The organism is Armatimonas sp. (assembly GCF_964826245.1).
In genome coordinates this window covers 1-5,241 of sequence record NZ_CBAYMC010000272.1, presented here as the reverse complement: position 1 = coordinate 5,241, position 5,241 = coordinate 1, and the positions used below count along the sequence as shown (strand labels likewise).

Below are 5,241 nucleotides of genomic sequence, written 5' to 3'. Positions count from 1 at the left end.
TGGAACCAGCGCGAGTCCTGCCGCGCTAGGGCGGCTTGTGAGTCTTCCAGCGCGGGGACTAAGAGCTGTTTCTTGCTCTCTGAAAGGGGAAGGCAGGAGGGAGTTTTCAAAGCGTCCTCCCAGCTCAATATCCCCGCATCCCAGAGGCGCTGTTCACTGGCAAGCCCCAGGCCTTGAGCATGACAAAATGTAGCCGTTAGCATTTGATTACCCGTAAGGATACCTGATTTTTGCGTTTTCTCCTTCGCTAGGTCTGGTTCTTGCGCTACACTGATCTCCAGAGGGAACTTTGAATAACATGAAGATCATCCAAACAACAGCCATTGCATTACTTGCGATTTTCTCCGCCGCTGCTGCCCAGGCTCAGGCGCTAGGTGGAGCACAGCCGTACAATGTCTATGTCCTAGGCAATGCTTGGCAGCAGGGTGCCGATGCTGAGGGTGGCGTCGCCGTCACTGGCAACCTGAATGTGGGTGACTGGGGCTTTACGACGGGCTGGAATGGCGGCGGCAAGCTGGTGGTTGGTGGAGACCTGAACAACCTGGGACACAGCGTCCATCCTGATGGCGTCTTTACCGGTGGTGATCTTAACTATCGCTGGACCCTGACCTCCTACTTGGGTAGTGTTGAGGCCAATGGCAACGTCTTTATCGGCGGTGGTCAGCCCGGCAGTGTCAAGCATGGTGGTACGTTTGCCTACACCGGCACGGAGACCTTCCCGACCAGCACTGGAACCAGCGCTTCCCCTGTGGACTTTGCCGCGACGAATGCTTACTTGACAAGCCAGTCTGCCTATCTCGGAACCCTGAGTGGCACTTCGATCATGGATGCGACGCCAACGGGTGGTTATTTTGATCTCGATGTTTCTGGTGGTGGCCTGAAGGTTTTTAACTTCACCGAGAGGGCTTTTGAGAATAGCTGGTTCATTAACTTCAAGAACGCAGCACCTGATACCACGGTTCTTGTGAACGTCGCGGGGACGAATATCACCGCTCCTAATGGTAACTATCTCTATAACTACGTGAACTACCCAGACGGTCCTGGTGTGGGTAATGTCTTGTTCAACTTCCCGGATGCAACCGAGCTTCGTGTGGATGCGATGGGCGGCTCGATCCTTGCTCCGAAGGCGACCCTGGACATGAACTACGGTGTGATCTACGGGAGCGTCGTTGTCGGTCAGCTTGGTACCGAAAACGATCCCTCTGTTGGCCAGTTCAACCAACGGGATCGCTTCGGCAATGATGTCAAGTTCCGTGGCCGTCTGCCACAGATTCCTGAGCCAGGCACACTTGCTCTCGCAGGCCTCGGACTTGCCGGTCTTGCCGCGCGCCGTCGCCGCAAGTAAGCCTGTTTCACTCCTTCTCAACCCCTCCGCAGGAACATCCTGCGGAGGGGTTTTGGCTTTTGTTGTCGAATACCCTCTGCGTGATTCTGTGTGTCGGGCTGACTCCTACGGTTCAGCGTACCCAGCACTTTGCGAGCCTGACTCTCGGTGAGGTGAATCGGGCGAGTGAGACCGTTACCACGGCTTCGGGCAAGGCGGTCAATGTCGCGCGAGTGCTCGATACGCTGGGAGCACTTGTCTGTTTGGTTCAGCCCCTCGGGGGGGATTCGGGGCGCTACGTCCACAAAAACCTTCCCTTCTCACAAGAGATTGTCTGGGCCGAGGACGATGCTCCCACCCGCACGTGCTGCACGCTCCTTGAAAGCTCCCCCGTTATCGGGGGCGGCGTCACCGAGCTCGTCGAAGAGGCATCAGCCCTCTCCGAAGCTGATCGGGAGCGGCTGGTTGCTTGTGTGCGGGGAAAACTGTCCCTTGCCCTGACCACTGCACTGGCGCTCTCGGGCTCCCTGCCACCTGGAACCGCACCGGATTTCTATGCCCGCCTCTGTGCCGCCTCGCCCACTCCGGTGATGCTGGACGCCCAGAAAGAGCCGCTACGCCTCGCGCTCGTCGAGCGTCCCTATCTGGTCAAGCCCAACCGTCAGGAGGCGATTGTGGCACTGCATCTGCCTGCCGACACGTCGGCGCTCGCCTGTGCGCAGGCGCTTTGTGAGGCGGGGGCACAGAACGCACTCGTCTCGGAGGGCAAGGCGGGGGCGATCTTGCTCACTGCCGAGAACAGCGCATGGAGGATCTTGCCGCCGAAGATTGTCGCACGGAATCCGATTGGCTCGGGCGATGCGCTGATGGCGGGAGTTTTGTTTAGCCACTTTGTCCAGCAAGCAACCTTGCTAGAATCCGTGCGTTTTGGTACGGCTTGTGCGGCGGCAAACTGTCTCACCCTCACGTCGGGGATGGTAGATCCCGAAACTATCAATCAACTGCTTTCCCAAGTTGTCTTAGAGTCGGTACAATAGGCGAGACCCAATATGGCACAGCAACAGCAACTTCAACCTGAACCTCCGCGCTACGACGAACAAACACTCCGTCAAGCGATCCAGCTCGCCGACAGACTTCAGGCCGAGCACAAAGAGCGCTACTCTGCCGACGATATTGAGAAAATCGCTGCGGAGATTGGGGTCGAGCCAGCGTTTGTCCACAAAGCCCTCAACGAGATTGAAGACAAGCACGAGGCTCAGAAGCAAGCTGAGCCACCCAAGAAGAACACTATTCCCATCGTCTCTATCCAGACGGAGCAGGTCAATCAGGCTGTGCGACAGGCAAGTAAGACAGCGGGGGAGACCGCAAGAAATGTCCTAGAGCGCGTCGAGAAGGGAACCATCCCAGAGCTGAAAAAATGGGAGACCCAGTGGTGGTCGATCGGCTGGATGCTGATGGTGGTTCCACCAGCGATCATTGATGAACTCCGTATTCTCCGTGGCCTCGCGGGTTTGTTCGCGATGCTGGGAACCGTTACCTACATTGGGTTTGGAATTCACCTTAGCAACACTCTGAAGCGCAAAAAAAACGAGGCAGAGGCGCTCCATACGCAGCTTACACAAGGGACACTGCCCACGCCTGTTTCCGCATCGCCGGGTATGGCGCCGCCGGTGCGCTACTCGGTGGAAACAAGTGGGGTCTCGCGTGAGGAGCTGCTGGCGCAGATGGTTCAGATTCAGAAGCGCTTAGAGGGCGAGCGGGTGCGGCAGGCATTTCTGAGCATTGATGTGGTCAGCTCCAGCGAGCTGAAGCGCTCCGCCGATGAGCTTCTGGTGGAGTACTCGTTCAATCAGTTCCGCCGTTTTGTGGAGGAGATCGTGCTGGCTGAGGGCGGTCAGGTGCAGTCCACGGCGGGCGATGGGACGATGGCGATGTTTCCCACCGATGTTGCCGCTGTTCGCGCCGCCCTGCGCCTCCAGAACGAGATCGCGGGCTTCAATGCGCAACACAACCGCCTCCCCCGGCCTCTGAGCGTGCGCTGTGGCATCAATGCGGGCGAGGTGGCCCTCATGCCCGGCCAGCCTATCGGCTATCTCCAGAGCGCGGTGATTGACCGTGCTGCGGCGCTGCAAAAATCAGCCGCCTCAGGCGATATTGTCGTCTCCGGTGATCTCTCTGCCGAGGGCCTGACGGCGCTAAGCCGCTACGGACGGCATGAAGGCAGCCCCGAGGGCGGTGTGCGCGGCTTCTCCTGGCGCGCGGGACTTTAGCGAGGGCTAGATCGGCTTGGCGGTGCTGACCGAGAGCTCGCGCACTTCCTCAGCGGTAACTTCTCGACCTAGTTTCTCGGAGAGGTAGATGCCCTCGGAGATGAGCATGGTGTTGAGGGCGAGGTCCATGGTCGGCAGGAGCGTGTCGTTGCCCAGGAGCACATTCACCCAGTGGCGCTGGCTATTGTCGCGCGTGTCTGTGTCGCCATCGTCGGTGCGCAGCTTGCGCCGTCGGTAGGCCGCCGCACCCATAGAGGCGCCGCCATCAATGTCCAGATCCCCCTGCGACGTGAAGTAGCCAAACGGGCGAAGGCGTGCGCCACCGTCGCTGCCGAGGATAAACGAGCCTTCCAGCGTGTCTAAGTGCATCGCCCAGGCTTCGAGAATGTCTAGCGCGATTCCATTGGAGAAGTTCACCAGCCCGGTGCCTAGTTCTTCCACCGAGTAGCCTGAGAGGTCTTGACGCTTGGCGTCCATCGCCACTTTCTGAAACGTGCGGCCACAGATGCGCGTGGGAGTCGGGTTGCCCAAAAGCCAGAGCAGCTCGGAGATATGGTAGACCCCCATGTCGTAGAGGGCGCCGCCGCCGGAGTTCTCTTTTTGCACAAAGGTCGGCTTACCGTAGCCGTCTACATAGGGCCGACCGCGCCGTCGGTGGCCGTTGGTGCGGGCGTAGTAGACCTCGCCGAGTGCTCCCTCATCAATCAGCTCCTTCACTGAGCGCACCTCGTTGGAGTAGATCCCCGCCAGCTGGATGTGCAGCAGCTTCCCCGAAGCCTCTGCGGCGGCTTTCATCGCCACCGCGTCGGCATAGGCGCCCGCCATGGGTTTTTCGCAGTAGCAGTGCCGCCCGGATGCTAAGACCGCCTCGACGCCTGCTCGGTGAAAGTTATTGTGCAGGCACACGTCCACGGCGTCTAAGTCATCGCGTTTGAGCATTTCTTGGGCGGAGTAGTACACATTGGGAATCCCAAAGGTCTTGGCGCTGGTGTCCGCCGCCGCCGGCAGAATATCCGCGCAGGCGACCACGTTTGCCTCGGGGATTTCTTTGTAGGTCTTGAGGTGCTGCTGGGCGATCTGCCCACAGCCGATAATGCCGATCCGAACTTCTCTGTTGCTCATAGCACTAAGTTCGCCAGAGCCCGAGCGGGTTCCTGCTGGGGGCGAAACTGGGCTTCGTGGAGGCGCTGGTAGATGCCACCGGACGTGACAAGCTCTTGGTGGCGACCCTGCTCGGCGATCCCTGTCTCATCCACCACCACGATTCGGTCAGCGTTCTGGATTGTGGCGAGGCGGTGGGCGATGACAAGCGTCGTGCGACCGACAGAGAGCTCGGCCAGCGATGCTTGAATCGCGCGCTCGGTCTCCGTGTCCAGCGCCGATGTCGCTTCGTCGAGGATGAGAATGGGGGGATTCTTGAGAAACATCCGCGCAATCGCAAGGCGCTGTTTCTGCCCACCCGAGAGCTTGACGCCCCGCTCCCCAATAACCGTATCCAGCCCCTCCGGAAGCTGCGCGATCATCTCATCGAGCCGGGCACGCCGCGCCGCTTCGTTGATCTCGTCGTCGGTGGCATCGAGCCGCCCGTAGATAATATTCTCCCGGATCGTCCCCGCAAAGAGAAAGACATCTTGCTGGACAATCCCA

At 59.4% G+C, this 5,241-nt stretch carries 5 protein-coding genes and 1 pseudogene; 3 read left to right on the top strand and 3 right to left on the bottom strand.

The window, feature by feature from the left end; all coding sequences use genetic code 11:
- Positions 1 to 203 (bottom strand): annotated as a pseudogene (locus tag AC1XOS_RS19375) (ribonuclease H-like domain-containing protein); the annotation flags it as partial.
- Positions 204 to 298: 95 nt separating this feature from the next.
- On the opposite strand from AC1XOS_RS19375, the gene AC1XOS_RS19370 reads away from it, so the two are divergent.
- The 3 genes from AC1XOS_RS19370 (at position 299) to AC1XOS_RS19360 (ending at position 3,594) form a co-directional block, all read left to right on the top strand.
- A complete protein-coding gene (locus tag AC1XOS_RS19370) occupies positions 299 to 1,345 on the top strand; it encodes a choice-of-anchor A family protein (RefSeq protein ID WP_481963863.1) in 1,047 nt (348 codons plus the stop codon).
- 80 nt (positions 1,346 to 1,425) lie between these two features.
- The gene (locus AC1XOS_RS19365; protein ID WP_481963862.1) at positions 1,426 to 2,361 is read left to right on the top strand and encodes a 1-phosphofructokinase family hexose kinase; all 936 of its coding nucleotides are present in this window, start codon (positions 1,426 to 1,428) and stop codon (positions 2,359 to 2,361) included.
- A 12-nt stretch (positions 2,362 to 2,373) separates the two neighbouring features.
- Positions 2,374 to 3,594 (top strand): adenylate/guanylate cyclase domain-containing protein, encoded by a 1,221-nt coding sequence (locus tag AC1XOS_RS19360; protein WP_481963861.1) that lies wholly within the window; start codon positions 2,374 to 2,376, stop codon positions 3,592 to 3,594.
- Positions 3,595 to 3,600: 6 nt separating this feature from the next.
- Here AC1XOS_RS19360 and AC1XOS_RS19355 read toward each other — a convergent pair whose 3' ends face one another.
- Together AC1XOS_RS19355 and AC1XOS_RS19350 are read right to left on the bottom strand one after the other, a co-directional pair.
- Positions 3,601 to 4,716 (bottom strand): Gfo/Idh/MocA family protein, encoded by a 1,116-nt coding sequence (locus AC1XOS_RS19355; protein WP_481963860.1) that lies wholly within the window; start codon positions 4,714 to 4,716, stop codon positions 3,601 to 3,603.
- The coding region (locus tag AC1XOS_RS19350) for an ABC transporter ATP-binding protein (RefSeq protein ID WP_481963859.1) at positions 4,713 to 5,241 on the bottom strand (529 nt) is incomplete at its 5' end. The genes AC1XOS_RS19350 and AC1XOS_RS19355, both read right to left, overlap by 4 nt.

Excerpts from the sequence above, each read along its gene's own strand:
- AC1XOS_RS19370 (WP_481963863.1), top strand. The coding sequence starts at position 299 with ATGAAGATCATCCAAACAACAGCCATTGCATTACTTGCGATTTTCTCC.
- AC1XOS_RS19360 (WP_481963861.1), top strand. The coding sequence starts at position 2,374 with ATGGCACAGCAACAGCAACTTCAACCTGAACCTCCGCGCTACGACGAA.
- AC1XOS_RS19355 (WP_481963860.1), bottom strand. The coding sequence starts at position 4,716 with ATGAGCAACAGAGAAGTTCGGATCGGCATTATCGGCTGTGGGCAGATC.